The organism is Granulicella sp. 5B5 (assembly GCF_014083945.1).
In the GTDB taxonomy this organism is placed as follows: Bacteria; Acidobacteriota; Terriglobia; order Terriglobales; family Acidobacteriaceae; genus Granulicella.
Genome location: NZ_CP046444.1, coordinates 1,660,252 through 1,673,379 on the forward strand (window position 1 = coordinate 1,660,252; position 13,128 = coordinate 1,673,379).

At 62.1% G+C, this 13,128-nt stretch carries 15 protein-coding genes; 6 read left to right on the forward strand and 9 right to left on the reverse strand.

What is annotated here, in order from left to right; genetic code table 11:
- Positions 1–86: 86 nt before the first annotated feature.
- The 8 genes from GOB94_RS06975 to GOB94_RS07010 all read right to left on the reverse strand — a co-directional run bounded on the left by GOB94_RS06975 (position 87) and on the right by GOB94_RS07010 (position 7,040).
- Complete coding sequence (locus GOB94_RS06975) at positions 87–1,637, reverse strand: ATP-binding protein (protein ID WP_182278115.1); 1,551 nt, start codon at positions 1,635–1,637, stop codon at positions 87–89.
- Complete coding sequence (locus GOB94_RS06980; RefSeq protein WP_182278116.1) at positions 1,619–2,035, reverse strand: response regulator; 417 nt, start codon at positions 2,033–2,035, stop codon at positions 1,619–1,621. Before GOB94_RS06980 ends, GOB94_RS06975 begins: the two co-directional genes overlap by 19 nt.
- Positions 2,036–2,102: 67 nt before the next feature.
- Positions 2,103–3,533, reverse strand: a complete 1,431-nt coding sequence (locus GOB94_RS06985) for a sensor histidine kinase (protein WP_220465009.1) — start codon at positions 3,531–3,533, stop codon at positions 2,103–2,105.
- A 55-nt stretch (positions 3,534–3,588) separates the two neighbouring features.
- Positions 3,589–3,882 carry a HigA family addiction module antitoxin gene (locus GOB94_RS06990; RefSeq protein ID WP_182278117.1) on the reverse strand — a complete coding sequence of 98 codons (294 nt, stop codon included), beginning with the start codon at positions 3,880–3,882 and terminating at the stop codon, positions 3,589–3,591.
- A gap of 80 nt (positions 3,883–3,962) precedes the next feature.
- Positions 3,963–4,241, reverse strand: coding sequence for a type II toxin-antitoxin system RelE/ParE family toxin (locus tag GOB94_RS06995; RefSeq protein WP_182278118.1), 279 nt, complete (start codon positions 4,239–4,241; stop codon positions 3,963–3,965).
- A 38-nt stretch (positions 4,242–4,279) separates the two neighbouring features.
- Positions 4,280–5,917 carry an ABC-F family ATP-binding cassette domain-containing protein gene (locus GOB94_RS07000; RefSeq protein WP_182278119.1) on the reverse strand — a complete coding sequence of 546 codons (1,638 nt, stop codon included), beginning with the start codon at positions 5,915–5,917 and terminating at the stop codon, positions 4,280–4,282.
- Positions 5,918–5,989: 72 nt separating this feature from the next.
- On the reverse strand, positions 5,990–6,160 hold the full coding sequence (locus GOB94_RS07005) for a hypothetical protein (RefSeq protein WP_182278120.1): 171 nt from the start codon (positions 6,158–6,160) through the stop codon (positions 5,990–5,992).
- 130 nt (positions 6,161–6,290) lie between these two features.
- Positions 6,291–7,040: a glucose 1-dehydrogenase gene (locus GOB94_RS07010; protein ID WP_182278121.1), complete on the reverse strand. Its 750-nt coding sequence runs from the start codon at positions 7,038–7,040 to the stop codon at positions 6,291–6,293.
- Positions 7,041–7,232: 192 nt separating this feature from the next.
- On the opposite strand from GOB94_RS07010, the gene GOB94_RS07015 reads away from it, so the two are divergent.
- From GOB94_RS07015 to GOB94_RS07040, 6 genes are all read left to right on the forward strand, one after another.
- On the forward strand, positions 7,233–7,658 hold the full coding sequence (locus GOB94_RS07015) for a metalloregulator ArsR/SmtB family transcription factor (protein ID WP_182278122.1): 426 nt from the start codon (positions 7,233–7,235) through the stop codon (positions 7,656–7,658).
- A gap of 1 nt (position 7,659) precedes the next feature.
- Positions 7,660–8,655 (forward strand): SRPBCC family protein, encoded by a 996-nt coding sequence (locus GOB94_RS16670; RefSeq protein WP_255484326.1) that lies wholly within the window; start codon positions 7,660–7,662, stop codon positions 8,653–8,655.
- Positions 8,652–9,122: an SRPBCC domain-containing protein gene (locus tag GOB94_RS07025; RefSeq protein ID WP_182278123.1), complete on the forward strand. Its 471-nt coding sequence runs from the start codon at positions 8,652–8,654 to the stop codon at positions 9,120–9,122. The genes GOB94_RS16670 and GOB94_RS07025 overlap by 4 nt, the downstream gene beginning before the upstream one ends.
- A 59-nt stretch (positions 9,123–9,181) precedes the next feature.
- On the forward strand, positions 9,182–9,598 hold the full coding sequence (locus GOB94_RS07030) for a VOC family protein (protein ID WP_182278124.1): 417 nt from the start codon (positions 9,182–9,184) through the stop codon (positions 9,596–9,598).
- Positions 9,599–9,722: 124 nt separating this feature from the next.
- Positions 9,723–9,911, forward strand: coding sequence for a type II toxin-antitoxin system HicA family toxin (locus GOB94_RS07035; protein ID WP_182278125.1), 189 nt, complete (start codon positions 9,723–9,725; stop codon positions 9,909–9,911).
- Between the two features lie 20 nt (positions 9,912–9,931).
- Positions 9,932–10,354 (forward strand): type II toxin-antitoxin system HicB family antitoxin, encoded by a 423-nt coding sequence (locus tag GOB94_RS07040; RefSeq protein ID WP_182278126.1) that lies wholly within the window; start codon positions 9,932–9,934, stop codon positions 10,352–10,354.
- 20 nt (positions 10,355–10,374) lie between these two features.
- Here the strand turns inward: GOB94_RS07040 and GOB94_RS07045 are convergent, their stop codons facing one another.
- Complete coding sequence (locus GOB94_RS07045; protein ID WP_182278127.1) at positions 10,375–12,843, reverse strand: glycoside hydrolase family 15 protein; 2,469 nt, start codon at positions 12,841–12,843, stop codon at positions 10,375–10,377.
- Positions 12,844–13,128 lie beyond the last annotated feature (285 nt).

Sequence of the window (13,128 nt, forward strand, 5' to 3'; positions counted from 1 at the left end):
AATTTCAGGGGCTTTACGGCGGGACTGAAGTCCCGCCCCTCCAAAGCCAGACACTTGTTCAGAGCTTCCTTAGGGATTGATAGAGGCTAAGAGATGATGGGGTCGGCAGCGGGGGCGGAGACGACCGGGAGCGTGATGCGAATGGCGGTGCCGTGGCGGTCGTGGCCGGTAGAGCTGCGGAGCTGGAGCCTGCCGCGCTGCTCTTCGACCATGCCGCGGGTAACCCAGAGGCCGAGGCCGGTGCCGCGCTCACCCTTGGTGGTGAAGAAAGGCTCGAAGACGCAGGCGAGGTTGGCGGCGTCGATGCCGTGGCCGTTGTCGGCGATGAGGACGGAGACGGTGTCGGCGAGTACGCGGGCGCGGATGTGGACCTGGCCGCCGGCGGTGCTCATGGCCTCCAGCGCGTTGGCGACGAGGTTGGCGAAGACCTGACGGAGGCTGGGGTCGTAGTGCACGGACTCGATGCCGGGAGCGTAGCGGGTGTGCAGGGTGACGTGGTGTTGGGCGGCGCGGGTGGCGAAGAGCTGTACGACCTCGTCGAGCATGGCGCGGAGGTTGAGGGTGCGGCCGGGGACCTTGCGGTAGAAGCTGAGCGTGGAGCGGGTGATGTGGCCGACTCGCTCGAGCTCGCGGGCGCCGATGGCGAGCAGCTCCTGTGCCTGCGGGGTGAGCGGCTGGTCCTGCAGGAGGAAGAAGATGTTGGTGAGGGCCTCGAGCGGGTTGTTGATCTCGTGCGCGAGGGTGTTGGCCATACGGCCGGCGGCGGCGAGGCGCTCGGAGTTGATGAGCCGCTGCATGAGGTCCGCAGTTTCCTGCTCGGCGACCTTGCGGGCGGAGATGTCTTCGACGACCCATAGGACGGTGGTAGTGGGGACGCCGGGGATGTCGCCGTCGTGAACGAGCATGGAGACGGTAAGCTGCGCGGGGAGCGTGCTGCCGTCGGAGCAGACAATGGTGCGTTCGACACGGTAGCCGCTGCGTTTGCCTGCGAGGAGCTCGGCGTAGAGCTCCTCGTCGATGGCGTCCTCCTCGGGCATAAGGAAGGCGCGCAGGCGCATGGTGAGCAACTCGTCAAGAGAGGCGTTGAGGCACTCGGCAAGACGCTGGTTGACGAGGATAAAGCGGCCGTCGGGAGCGGTGTGGGCCATGCCGACGGCGGCCTGATTGAAGGTGGCGGAGAAGCGCCGCTGGGCGAGACGAAGTTCGGCTTCGGTGCGGACACGCTCGTGGCGACGCTCGGCGTCGGCGAGCTCGCGCTCGATGGCGGGTAGAAGGCGATCGATGTGGCCCTTGAGGACATAGTCGTGCGCGCCGGCGCGCATGGCACTGACGGCGGAGACCTCGTCGATGGTGCCCGAGACGATGATGAAGGGGATGTCGGCGCCGCGCTTCTGGATGATGCTGAGGGCGTCGCGGGCACCGAAGCTGGGCAGCGTGTAATCGGCCAGCGCGAGGTCCCAGGGAGCGGGCTCATCGAGCGCAGCACGCAGCTCGTCGGCCGTCTCGATGCGACGGGAGTCGACATCGTAGCCAGCGCGGGCGAGGTGGCGGAGAAGCAGGATTGCGTCCTCCTCGTAATCTTCGATGACGAGGACGCGCAGGGGCCTGAGGTTCGGATTTAGATCGCCGGTGGGCATTGATTCAGAAGCAGCCAGTACATGCCGAGCTGTCGAGTGGCCTCAGCGAAGTCAGTAAAGTTGACGGGTTTGCGGATGTAGCTGTTGACGCCAAGCCGGTAGCTGGAGACGATATCACGCTCCTCGTCCGATGAGGTAAGCACGACGACAGGCAACAGAGCTGTCTTGTCGCTGGAGCGGATGTTGCGCAGTACCTCAAGACCGTCGACCTTGGGGAGCTTGAGGTCGAGGAGGACGAGCTGCGGCGGGTGACGTGTGCCGGAGATGATCTCCTGCATGTACGCGATCGCTTCAGCCCCATCGCGCGCGACAGTGATCTCATTCGCGACATTGGCCTTGCGCAGAGCGCGAATAGCCAGGGCCTCGTGGTCCGGATCATCTTCAACAAGCAGAATCATGGGCATTCGTCACATTCTCGTAGAGGATTTCATACTGCACCAGCATTCTACCGGCTACCGGCGAGGATCAGCCGGCGAGGGAAAAGTAAAACGTCGCTCCGCGGCCAATCTCGCCCTGTGCACGGATGGAGCCGTGGTGGCGGCGGATGATGCGGAAGACAGTGGCCAGGCCGATGCCCGAACCCTTGAAGTCGCGGTCCCCGTGGAGCCGCTGGAAGGCGGTGAAGAGGCGGTCGACGTATTGCATGTCAAAGCCGGCACCGTTGTCCTTGATGAAGTATACGGTCCGGCCAATATCTTCGCCGTCGCCGCGCCGGGTACCGAACTCAATGCGAGGGTCAGCGACCTTGGAGGTAAACTTCCAGGCGTTGCCCATAAGGTTTTCGAGCGCGATGCGCAGCAGGCGAGCATCGCCACGCACATGGATACCGGGCTGGACGACGCAGGTGACGGACCGGCCGGGGTCGGCCGCCTGGAGGTCCTGAAGAACGGACGTTGCAAGCCCGGAAAGGTCAACCTCTTCGGCCTGCACCTCAGACCGGGTGACTCGGGAGAGCTGCAGAAGAGCGTCGATGAGCGTGCCCATGCGCTGCACGCCGGCCCGGACACGGCTGATGTAGTCTAGGCCCTCGTCGTTGAGCTTGTCTGCGAAATCCTCCTGCAGGGCGAGGGAGAAGCCGTCGATGGTGCGGAGCGGTGCGCGGAGATCGTGAGAGACGGAGTAGCTGAAGGCTTCGAGCTCCTGATTGGAGACCTCAAGCTCGCGGGTGCGGAGGGCTACACGATCTTCAAGCTCGGTATTGGCGAGTTTGAGCTCGCCGTTGAGCATGGCAATCTCCTCGTTGTTGGCCTCGATGGTCTCGCGCTCCTTGCTGAGGCGGATAAGGAATTCAAAGGCGACGACGAGCAGAACGAAGTCAAGCAGGAAGGCCAGCACGAAGGTGCCCCAGACCTCGCGACGCGCACGGTCGGTGTCTTCGGTGCGCACTCGCAGCAGGCGGTTCTCCTCATTGAGCATGTTGCGCATGGTGGACTGCACGTCTTCGACTCGATTGGGTGTGTCGTTGACGACGGCCTGGAGGAGCTCGGCGTCGATAGCGCCATTGGGATGGCCGTGGCGCTCGGCCATGCTGTCGTCGAGGACGGTCATCTTGGCGGCTACGCGGCGGCGCAACTCGATGATGTTCTTCTGCTGGACGGGGTTGTCGGCGGTAAGCTGCTGGAGCTGGTCGATGGTCTGCTGAACGTGCAGGCCAGCGTCGTTGTACTCGTGCTCGAACTCAGGCGAGGCGGTGAGGACGTAGCCACGCGCGGAGCTTTCCGCGTAACGGATGCGGGCCAGCAACTGCTCGGTGACGGTGATGACGTTCTGCGAATGCGAAAGCCAGCGCTGCTGGTAAAAGACCTTGCGCAACGAGGCCGCGGCGAAAAACGTATTCAACAGAACAATGAATATCGCCCCCGCAAGCGCGAGCCGGTACACATCCCTCTTCCTCATAAGGGCTCCATCGAGATGGATGCGGGCCTGCTAGAGTGGGTTGCCAGCCGTAGAGTCAGGCGGCCACCTTGAGCTTGAGCGGACGCACCGGCTTCTGCTTCTTGTGAGAGGCCTGCCAGAAATCATAGGCATTCTGCATTTTGAACCAAAGATCTCCTGACGGCTGACCAAATGCCTGACTGATTTTGATGGACATCTCCGGCGTAACACCAGCGCGGCAGTTGACGACCCGCGATAGAGTTACGCGAGAGACGCCAATGTGTCCCGCAAATTGTGTGACCGTCATATTAGCCCCTTCCAGTGCGTCCTTGAGAACGAGACCCGGATGAGCAGGGTTGTAGATGGGCATATGCGCTTACCTATTCCGGAAGAAGCTCCGGGTTTCCTTTCAAGCTCCAGTGGGAGCGAATACCGAGCCAAAGCAGCCGGTTAGTGATAGTCGAGGTAGTCGACGAGGATGGCGTCCTCCCCTTCGAATGCAAACGTAACTCTCCAGTTGCCATTGACCCTTATGGACCAATGGCCGTCCAATCCCTTACTCAATGGATGGAGATGCCAGCCGGGAATGTTCATGTCGCCCGGTTTGATTGCCGTATCCAACGCAGTGAGTTGCAGAAGCAGCTTGTTCGCATGTGCGGGGTTGATTCCGCGTTTCGAGCCGGTCCGGTAGAAATGCTCTAGTCCGGCGTGGCGAAAGCTCTTGATCACCGAATCAATGTAAAGTGTAACGATACACGCGTCAAGTACTATTTGGCTGCCATGGCGAGCTGCTGCTGGTACTCCTCGTAGGGGCCCTTGTGGTCGGTGATGTGGAAGTCCGTGGGGCCGCCCTGGAAGTGCCAGATGCGGGTGCCGGCTTCTTCGATGAGGTCCTGGTCGTGGGTGACGAGGAAGACGGTGCCCTCGTACTTCTGGATGGCCTGGTTGAGCGCGTTGATGCTCTCGAGGTCAAGATGGTTTGTGGGCTCGTCGAGGACGAGGACGTTGGGCTTCTGCAGCATGATCTTGCAGAAGAGCAGGCGCGCGGCCTCGCCACCGGAGAGAGCCTCGGTCTTCTTGAGACCTTCTTCGCCCTTGAAGAGCATCTGGCCGAGGATGCCACGGATGTCTTCCTTGGCGGCCTTGGGGTCGTACTGATGCAGCCAGTCCTGGGCGGTCATGCCGAGCTGGATGGAGCCTTTGTGGTCCTGCGCGAAGTAACCGATGGAGACCTCATGTCCCCATTTGACGGTGCCGGAGTCGATGGAGACGTCCTTCTCTTCGATGCCGGGGCCGTTGGCGAGCAGCGCCTTGAGCAGCGTGGTCTTGCCCTGTCCGTTGCGGCCCATGAGGATGACCTTGTCGCCGCGATTGACGAGTGCGGAGAAGTTCTTGATGACGTGCTCGGTCTTGCCGTCGGGCTGAGTGTAAGTCTTGTTGACGTTCTCGAACTCGAGGACGTTCTTGCCGCTGGGGCGCTCCATCTTGAAGGAGATGTAGGGGCGCGCGATGTTGGAACGCGCGAGCTCGCTGGTGGCGAGGCGCTCGACTTCCTTCTTACGCGAGTTGACCTGCGAGGAGCGTGTGCCGGCGGAGAAGCGGGCGATGAACTCGTTGAGCTGCGCGATCTTCTTTTCGCGCTGCTCGTTCTGGCTCTCGATGCGGGTGCGGACTTCGGTCTTCTGCAGGACCATGTCGTCGTAGCCACCGGTGTAGGTGATGATGGTCTCGTAGTCGATGTCGGCGATGTGGGTGCAGACGTTGTTGAGGAAGTGGCGGTCGTGCGAGATGGTGATGACGGTACCGTTGTAGCGGTTGAGGAAGTCCTGCAGCCAGTGGATGGATTCGAGATCGAGATAGTTCGTGGGCTCGTCGAGGAAGAGCGCGCCGGGGTTGCCGAAGAGTGCCTGCGCGAGCAGGACGCGGACCTTCTGGCCACCCTGAAGCTCGGACATCTTGCGCTCATGTAGCTCGTCGGGGATGTCGAGACCTTGCAGAAGAACGGCGGCGTTGGCTTCGGCCTCGTAGCCGTCCTCGTCGCCGACGATGCCTTCAAGCTCGCCGAGGCGTGAGCCGTCTTCGTCGGTCATCTCAGGCTTGTTGTAGATGACCTCGCGCTCCTCCATGGCCGCCCAGAGGGCCTTGTTGCCCATGATGACGGTGTCGAGGACGCGGTAGGCGTCGAACTCGTACTGGTCCTGCTTGAGGACGCCGAACTTTTTGGGGCGGACGACGGTGCCCTTCTGGGCGTCGATCTCGCCGGTGAGGACCTTCATGAAGGTGGACTTGCCGGCGCCGTTGGGGCCGGTGAGGCCGTAGCGACGGCCATCGGTAAACGTCACGGAGACGTCTTCGAAGAGGAGCTTCGCGCCGTAGCGCATGGTGACATTGGAGACAGAGATCATCACTACTATTTTCGCATGGACACGCGCCAGCGAGGGCAGTAGCGGGGCCGGGCGGCCCCTTTTGCCGAGGGGTTAGATACAGTCGCCGCAGGGGGCGGCGTCATCGGTGCGCTTGCGGGACTTGGCGAAGAAGTACTCCGCGGTGACCAGGGCTACGGGGATGAAAAAGAAAAGGATATCCATGGCTCGCTCCAGACGAGTTTCGGTTGAGGTGAAGTTGTTGATCTTGTGGGCGGTGGCCAAGGCCGCATCGTGTTCCTGCGGCTTCCTGCGGCGGGGTTTCCGTTGTTTATATGACGCCCGAATGGGAATAAGGTTTCGGGGAATTTCAACCGAGGCCGGATTTGTTGATCCGGCCCCGGAGATGAGGGTGTTAGCGGAGGCCGCCGGCGGCCTGGAGGAGGGCTCCGGTGACCCACTTGGCGTCGTCGGAGACGAGGAAGGAGACGACCGTCGCAACGTCGTCAGGCTGGCCGATGCGGCCGAGTGGCGTGCCGGCGATCATGCCCTTCTCGAAGTCGGAACCTTCGATGCCGGCGGATTTGAAGCCTTCGGTGACGATGGGGCCGGGGTTAACAGCGTTGACGCGGATCTGCTTCGGGCCGAGCTCTTTAGCGAGGACGCGGGTGATGATGTCTACCGCGCCTTTGGTTCCGCTGTACACAGAGGCATTGGGGCTGCTGCCCTCGCTGGCGACCGAACCGATGTTGACAATGTTGCCGCCGGTGGCCGGGAACTGCTTGACCGCCGCCTTGGTGGTGAGCAGCAGGCCTTTTACATTGACGCCGAACATGAGGTCGATCTCGTCGACGGTGATGGCTTCAATGGGGGCGAACTTGTAGACGCCGGCGTTGTTGACGAGGATGTCGACGGGGCCGAAGGCCTTGCTGGCGGCCGCAAAGAGGGTGTCGATGCCAGCTTCGTCGGCGACGCTGGAGCCTACGGCGATGGCTTTGCCACCGGCGGTAGTAATCTCGGCCACGGTCTTCTCCGCGCCGGCCTTATCGGAGCTGTAGTTGACGACGACGGACGCGCCGTCCGATGCGAGCTGCTTTGCGATGCCTGCGCCGATGCCCTTGGAAGCTCCGGTAACGATGGCGACTTTGCCCTTGAGTTTGCTCATGATGTATCTCCTGTGAAGCTTGCGGGGCTTCGTTTGATATTTCGACAACCATCGAATTGATGTGCGAGCGCTGCGCCGGGATTCAGGAGTCATGGGAGATTAATTTTTGAGTTTTTTGAGTCCAGCGCTTGACAGGTAGAGAGGCGAGGATTACTTAACTCATAGGTTATGTAACCGAGAGGCTAAATACAGATGACAGACCCCATCAGCACCACCTTTGCCGCCCTGGCGGACCCAACGCGGCGCGCGATCCTGGCGCGGCTGGCGCTGGGTGAGACGTCGGTGACGGAGCTGGCGGAACCGTTCGAGATGAGCCTGCCGGCAGTTTCAAAACACTTGCGGGTGCTGGAGCATGCGGGGCTGATTTCACGCGGCCGCGAGGCGCAGTGGCGGCCATGCAAGCTGGAGGCCGAGCCGCTTCGGCAGGCGTCGGACTGGCTGGAGTTCTACCGGCGGTTCTGGGAGCAAAGCTTTGACCGCTTGGAGGAGTATCTGCAACGGGTGCAGGCCGAACAGCCGAGCAAGACACGCAAGATCGCGACACGGAAACCCGCAACACGCAATGGCAGCATCGGTAAGCAGGCAAAGAGCACACATTCCAACCAGAGGGAGAACTGAGATGGCACAGGCAGCAGCGGCAGAAGAGCGTGAGATTGTGGTGTCGCGAGTGTTTGCGGCTCCGCGTGCGATGGTGTGGGCGGCGGTGACCGACCCGTGGCAGGTGGGGCAGTGGTGGGGGCCGACGGGCTTTACCACGACCATGACCGAGATGGACGTGCGACCCGGCGGCAAGTGGAAGCTGGTGATGCATGGGCCGGATGGAACGAACTATCCGAACGAGATGACGTTCACCGAGGTGGTGCCGCAGGAGCGAATTGCGCTGGACCTGGTGGGCGGGCGCGAGGGCGCTGAGTTGGTGCGCGTGAGCAAGGTGATGACCTTTGTCGATGAAGACGGCGGCACGCGGTTCACGGTCACGCTCCAGTACCCGACGGCCGAGGCGAGAGAGAAGAATTGCCGCGAGTATGGAGCCGTTGAGGGTGGCAAGCAGATGCTGGCACGGCTGGATGCGTTCCTGGCAGAGCGCGCGGCAAACCCGCTGGAGAAGCTGGTGGGCGGCCCGGCGGCGACGCATGAGCTACGGATCACGCGGACGTTCAATGCTCCGCGTGAGCTGGTGTGGCAGGCGTGGACCGATCCTGCGATGGCGCTGCAGTGGAGTGGGCCTCGGCAGTTCCCTGCCTTCTATTTTGAGCGTGGCGAGAAGCCGGGCGACAAGTGGCGGATTGGGCTGCGGGGCAAACGGCCCGGGACCGATATCGTCGCGGAGCTTTGGCAGGGCGGAGTGATGAAGGAAATCGACCCACCGAAGAAGCTGGTCTATACGTTCAGCTGGGAGGAGCGCACCAATGTGGGATTGCCGAAGGAAGGCAAAGAGACGCTGATCACTGTTCGGCTTGAGGAGCATGACGGCAAGACGACGATGCACTTTCTGCAGGAGTTCTTTGCGACAGCGGCAGAGCGCGATGGGCATAACGGCGGATGGAGCTCGTCGTTTGAGCGGCTGGTGGAGCTGGTTGAGGCCAAGGCCGCTGCCGCAAAGGAGGCGCGATGAGCACCACGGTCTCCGCTGTGCCGATGGAGATGGAGCTGACACGGTTCTTCCGCGCGCCACGCGAGCTGGTGTGGCGCGCGTGGACCGATGTGGAGCAGCTGAAGGAGTGGTGGGGACCGAAGCAGTTCACCAATCCGAGGTGCGAGGCCGATGTGCAGCCCGGCGGGCTGATCCATATCGACATGCGTGCGCCGGATGGGACGGTGTATCCGATGGGTGGCGAGTTTGAGGAGGTTGTGCCGCCGGAGAAGCTGGTGTTCCTGGCATGGGCCCTGGATGCGGACGGCGATCCGATCTTTACGAACCGCAACACCGTGCTGTTCAAAGAAGTAGAAGACGGGACAGAGATAAGGCTGCATGTGCGCGTGGTTGAAGCCAAGGCCGCAGCGTGGCAGTACTTGAAGGGCATGCGCGAGGGCTGGAGCGGCAGCTTCGAGAAGCTAGCGGAATTTATTGGGACACGATAGCGCGCTGCATACGGAGCGGCGTATAACAAGCACGTTTTAGAAACGATGAGGAGATAGCGATGAAGACTGATCTGCACCTGGTGTTTTCCGGCAAGTGTACAGAGGCGTTTGCGTTTTACGAGAAGACGTTCAAGAGTAAGGTCGAGTTCAAGATGACCTATGGTGAGGCGCCTCCGGGTGCTCCGGTGCCTGAGGACGCGAAGGACATGGTGATGCATATGTCGATGCCACTGGGAACCATCCTATTGATGGGCTGCGATGCGCCGCCGAGCATGGGAGTCCCCACGATGGGCGGCTTCCATATCTCGCTGAGCGATGAGAATGCGGATGAGGTGGAACGGATCTTCGACGAGCTGAAAGAGGGCGGAAGTGTGCAGATGCCGCTGGGCAAGACGTTCTGGTCTCCGCTGTTTGGGATGTGCACGGACAAGTTTGGCGTGGAATGGATGCTGAGTGTGCCCGGGCAGCAGATGTAGCAGATAACCGCTAGTTGGGAAGCGGCAGCCTTCGTCGGAGGCCGCCGTTCCTGTTTGAGGGTGTCGATGGCAATGTTTTAAGTGTGTACAGAGTGTGTATTATAGGACTCGCGGAGAACTTTCGATGAGCAGCCGTGAGTTGATTCAAGCACTGATACGAGACGGCTGGTTTGAGGTTGCGCACGCTGGCAGTCATAAGCAGTTCAAACACGCGACGAAGCCTGGGCGAGTGACAGTACCGTATCCCAAGCGAGACCTGCCGTTGGGCACGCTGAAGAGCATCGAGAAGCAGGCCGGACTGAAATTACGGTAATCCCAATGGAGTGGGGCGGAATGGAATACATCGCGTATCTGCACAAAGACAAGGGTTCCGACTACGGCGTGAGCTTCCCGGACTTTCCCGGCTGCGTGACGGCGGGCAAGTCACTTGAGGAGGCCCGCCGGATGGCGGTCGAGGCGTTGACGCTCCATATGGCCGGGATGCTGGAGGACGGAGAGGCTATCCCTGAGCCTTCGACGCTGGATCAACTGGCAAAAGACCCGGCCATGCGAGGAGCCGTGGCTTTTCTGGTGAGCGCAGAACCACCAGAGAAGACCGTGCGCATCAACATCACGGCAAGGGAGAGCCAGATCGAGACGATCGACCGGCTGGCACGGGCGCGAGGGATGACGCGGTCAGCTTATATGGTGCAATCGGCAGTGCGCATAACGACGACGCGAGAACGTACCCGCGGAACCGCTCGTAGACGGGCCTAATCCACTAGAGCGGCTTCGGATTACGCCTTGGGCTTCTCAGCGGCGGTTCCCTGCTCCATGGCTTCTGTGAGGACTTCGACCTCACAGTTGTGACCGAGCCAGCGGTTGTCGTGCGCCCACTGGATGGTGAAGACGATGCTACCGGTCTGAGCGGGGTTGGTGGTGACGTCGACGTAACTGCCGGGGCGGCCGACCTGACGCGACTCCACGCGGTGCTGCGTGGTCCAGCCGTCGGTGGTGTAGACGAGGTGGAACGGCGCAGCGTCCATGACGCGCAGGGTGCCGCCCTGCACCATGCAGCCGATGGGGCGGCTGAGCTGGTAGACCTCAAGACGGCTCTGGAAGTGGCGCTGGTCCTTGGGCACGGCGTACCGCTCGGCGACAACGGAGATGCGGTCGAAGACCTGTCCGTCGGTGACGGAGCGGAGGAGCTTGAGGTACTCCGCGTGGGCCCAGACGAGGGGTTGCGCGGAGCCGGCGGAGCGGCCGAAGTACATACCGCGTTCGGGCAGGTCGGCGTAGTCCCATACCTGCTCGGGCAACATGCCACCGAAGGAGCTGAACTGCTCCAGCGCCTTGACGTAGAGGCTGACATCTTTACCGGAGGCGAGCTCGAAGTGTGCGCGTTCGCCGGTCATGATGGGCCACGCTCGGCCCTGGCCGGAACCGTTGTAGGGGCCACCGTCCTTCCGCTGACCGTAGCCATCGTGGTTGTAGCGGCGCCAGCAGGGGCCGTATGGGGTGTCGATCTTGAGGATCTTGTCGACGACCTTGAGCGAGTCGATGATGAGCGGGTCGTCGGCGCGGCGGATACCGTAACGCACCAGCTCGAGGAAGCCGGCGTCGATGATCTCGCGCGCCTCGAAGTCGGTTTTCTCGCCGGGCTCGCGGTTGGAGAGATGCAGGCTGCCTGGCGCGACGTCGGGGTTATGGAACGGCTCGCCCATGGCTGGCGGACGGATGCGCATGTAGTGATATGGCACGTCAGGATCGAGGATGCCACGCTTGGTCGTGGTCCACTCGTCGAGATGGGCCTCGATCCAGTCGGCGTACTCGAGGATGAAATTGCCAAGCTCGGCGGAACCATGAGCAGAGCAGATGTCTGCAGCGCAGACCAGCGCGGAGATGACCGCGGCGAGCGTGGAGGGCGAGTAGCCTGCGTTTTCCTCCCAGCGCTCCTGCTGCGTGACCGGCGCATAGCGCACGAGGAACGCTGCGGCGGAGGCGACGAAGGGCACGATGTCGAAGTTGCCGAGACCGTTGGCCTTCCAGAGACGCCACGCGAGGATGACCGGAAAGGCGACCTCGTCGAGCTGCATGCCCTGCCAGTAGGGTGTTCCGTCGATCCAGAAGTTCTGCGAGAAGCTACCGTCGGGATGCTGCGTGCAGGCCAGGTAGACGAGTGCGCGGAGTGCTGTGTCCACGCGGCCGCAGGCGAGCATGGCGGTGGCGGACTGCACCATGTCGCGCGTCCAGACGAGGTGGTAGCCGCCGAGGTCGTCGTCGGACTTGGATGCGCCCCAGGGGATGGAGGCCGAGGCGATGAAGGCGCCGGAGTAGGTCTTGTCCTCATGCGTGAGGATGACGGCATGAGAGACGCGCAGGAGGCGGCCGTCGTCGTCGGATGCCGCGGCAAGCTGCAGAGGCGGCAGAGCGCGGTGCCACTGATTGATGAAGCGCGCGCGGTGCTCGGAGTAGGGCGTAGCGAGCGTGGACATCATCTGCGCGAGCGCGGAGTGGAAGCCTTCGCCGGGGGCTATGGCGATGGTGAACTCAGGGTGGCGGGCGATGTCGATCTCACCCATCATGGCGATGTTGCCGTCGAGCGCCTGACCGAAGTTCCAGGTCATGCGCATGTTCTGCAGCAGGTCCTGATAGCCGTCGGAGGTGCCGACATAGCCGCAGCTGCTGCGGGAGAAGCCGCAGTCGGCCCCAAAGGCGAGAGAGACCCCGTTCTTCCATGCCAACATGCAACGCCGGCCGGCGATATCGAGTGAGCGGGCGGAGTTGCCGGCACCGCCGACATCGAGGTGCGGAGCGAGCAGAGCGTAGCACTTGAGGCGGGAGAGCATCTCCGGATCGCCGGTGATCTTGACGTGCATCAACACGACGGGATGATGCGGGTCGGTGATGAACTCCTTGACGACCTTGTAGCGGCCACCGCGGTCCGTAGCGGTGGCGCGGATGGCGAGAGCGTTCTCGTCGATGTAGTGGAAGTCGTAGTCGAGATCGCGCTTGTCTTCGTGGAAGAAGGTGGCTTCGTCGGTGAAGAGGAGCTCCATGTCGCGCGTTTGGGGGCGGTCGATGGTGGGGTAGTAGATCTCGTTGAGGATACCGTGGGAGGTGGTAAACCAGATGCGGCTGGAGGCGGCATAGGCCGTCGCGACAGCGTCTTTGCGGCTTGAGGTCCAGCGGGGCTGTACGCCAGGGCCGCCAAAGGCTGGGCCATCATCGTCCAACCAACGATAGTTTCCGTTCGGTTCGCTCATGCGCACCATGAGACCACAAAACGCGAGTTCGCGGATGGTCTATACTTTCATATTTTACGTGCCTGCGGAGGGGTTCTCCGCCTTCGCAATCATCAGACATCCGCCGGATGAAATGGTTACTGAGCGATGAAGAGGCGTAGAGCGGCGGCCGGTGCTAATCTCATGTTTGTGACACCGTTGCGGTGCACTTGTGCATCCAACGAGTGGTATGGGCCCGGCGTGGGCCCACCTCTTTCTGCGCGATGCGCAGCAACTACCCGGAACCGACAGATAAAGGAGCAATCC

Excerpts from the sequence above, each read along its gene's own strand:
- GOB94_RS06975 (WP_182278115.1), bottom strand. The coding sequence starts at position 1,637 with ATGCCCACCGGCGATCTAAATCCGAACCTCAGGCCCCTGCGCGTCCTC.
- GOB94_RS06980 (WP_182278116.1), bottom strand. The coding sequence starts at position 2,035 with ATGATTCTGCTTGTTGAAGATGATCCGGACCACGAGGCCCTGGCTATT.
- GOB94_RS06985 (WP_220465009.1), bottom strand. The coding sequence starts at position 3,533 with ATGAGGAAGAGGGATGTGTACCGGCTCGCGCTTGCGGGGGCGATATTC.
- GOB94_RS06990 (WP_182278117.1), bottom strand. The coding sequence starts at position 3,882 with ATGCCCATCTACAACCCTGCTCATCCGGGTCTCGTTCTCAAGGACGCA.
- GOB94_RS07000 (WP_182278119.1), bottom strand. The coding sequence starts at position 5,917 with ATGATCTCTGTCTCCAATGTCACCATGCGCTACGGCGCGAAGCTCCTC.
- GOB94_RS07010 (WP_182278121.1), bottom strand. The coding sequence starts at position 7,040 with ATGAGCAAACTCAAGGGCAAAGTCGCCATCGTTACCGGAGCTTCCAAG.
- GOB94_RS07015 (WP_182278122.1), top strand. The coding sequence starts at position 7,233 with ATGACAGACCCCATCAGCACCACCTTTGCCGCCCTGGCGGACCCAACG.
- GOB94_RS16670 (WP_255484326.1), top strand. The coding sequence starts at position 7,660 with ATGGCACAGGCAGCAGCGGCAGAAGAGCGTGAGATTGTGGTGTCGCGA.
- GOB94_RS07025 (WP_182278123.1), top strand. The coding sequence starts at position 8,652 with ATGAGCACCACGGTCTCCGCTGTGCCGATGGAGATGGAGCTGACACGG.
- GOB94_RS07030 (WP_182278124.1), top strand. The coding sequence starts at position 9,182 with ATGAAGACTGATCTGCACCTGGTGTTTTCCGGCAAGTGTACAGAGGCG.
- GOB94_RS07035 (WP_182278125.1), top strand. The coding sequence starts at position 9,723 with ATGAGCAGCCGTGAGTTGATTCAAGCACTGATACGAGACGGCTGGTTT.
- GOB94_RS07040 (WP_182278126.1), top strand. The coding sequence starts at position 9,932 with ATGGAATACATCGCGTATCTGCACAAAGACAAGGGTTCCGACTACGGC.
- GOB94_RS07045 (WP_182278127.1), bottom strand. The coding sequence starts at position 12,843 with ATGAGCGAACCGAACGGAAACTATCGTTGGTTGGACGATGATGGCCCA.